At 62.1% G+C, this 448-nt stretch carries 1 protein-coding gene; it reads right to left on the bottom strand.

Annotation, left to right across the window (positions count from 1 at the left end; all coding sequences use genetic code 11):
- The coding region (locus RZO55_RS07855) for an asparagine synthase-related protein (protein ID WP_318063732.1) at window positions 1-448 on the bottom strand (448 nt) is incomplete at both ends.

The following is a 448-nucleotide window of genomic DNA, read 5'->3' on the forward strand; positions in this document are numbered from 1 at the left end:
CCAGGGGAAGGTGTCCGCCCGGATCAACTCTTCCCGGTGAAACCACGGATAACCGCCGAAGACCTCATCGGCGCACTCGCCGGAAAGGATCACCGTCACCTCCTTTTTGAGCTCCCGGCTGAACAGGTACAGGGAAGCATCCACATCGGTCATTCCCGGAAGATCCCGGGCCCGCATCGCAGGCATCAGGGCGGAGGCCAGCTCCTCCGTGTCGATGATGACCGTTTGATGGACGGAACCGAGATGCTCCGCCATCCGGCGCACCCAGGGGGCGTCGGAATGGGGTTGAAATTCGTTGGGGCGGAAGTGCTTTTCATTCCCGACGTAATCGACGGAGAAGGTGCGGAGCGGCCCTTTCCCCTCCTCCCGAAGCACCTTCGCCACGACTGCGGAAATGGCGCTGGAATCCAATCCGCCCGAGAGCATCGTTCCCAGCGACACATCGGAC

The organism is Clostridium boliviensis (genome assembly GCF_033342255.1).
Classification (GTDB): Bacteria; Bacillota; Clostridia; order Lachnospirales; family Lachnospiraceae; genus Lacrimispora; species Lacrimispora boliviensis.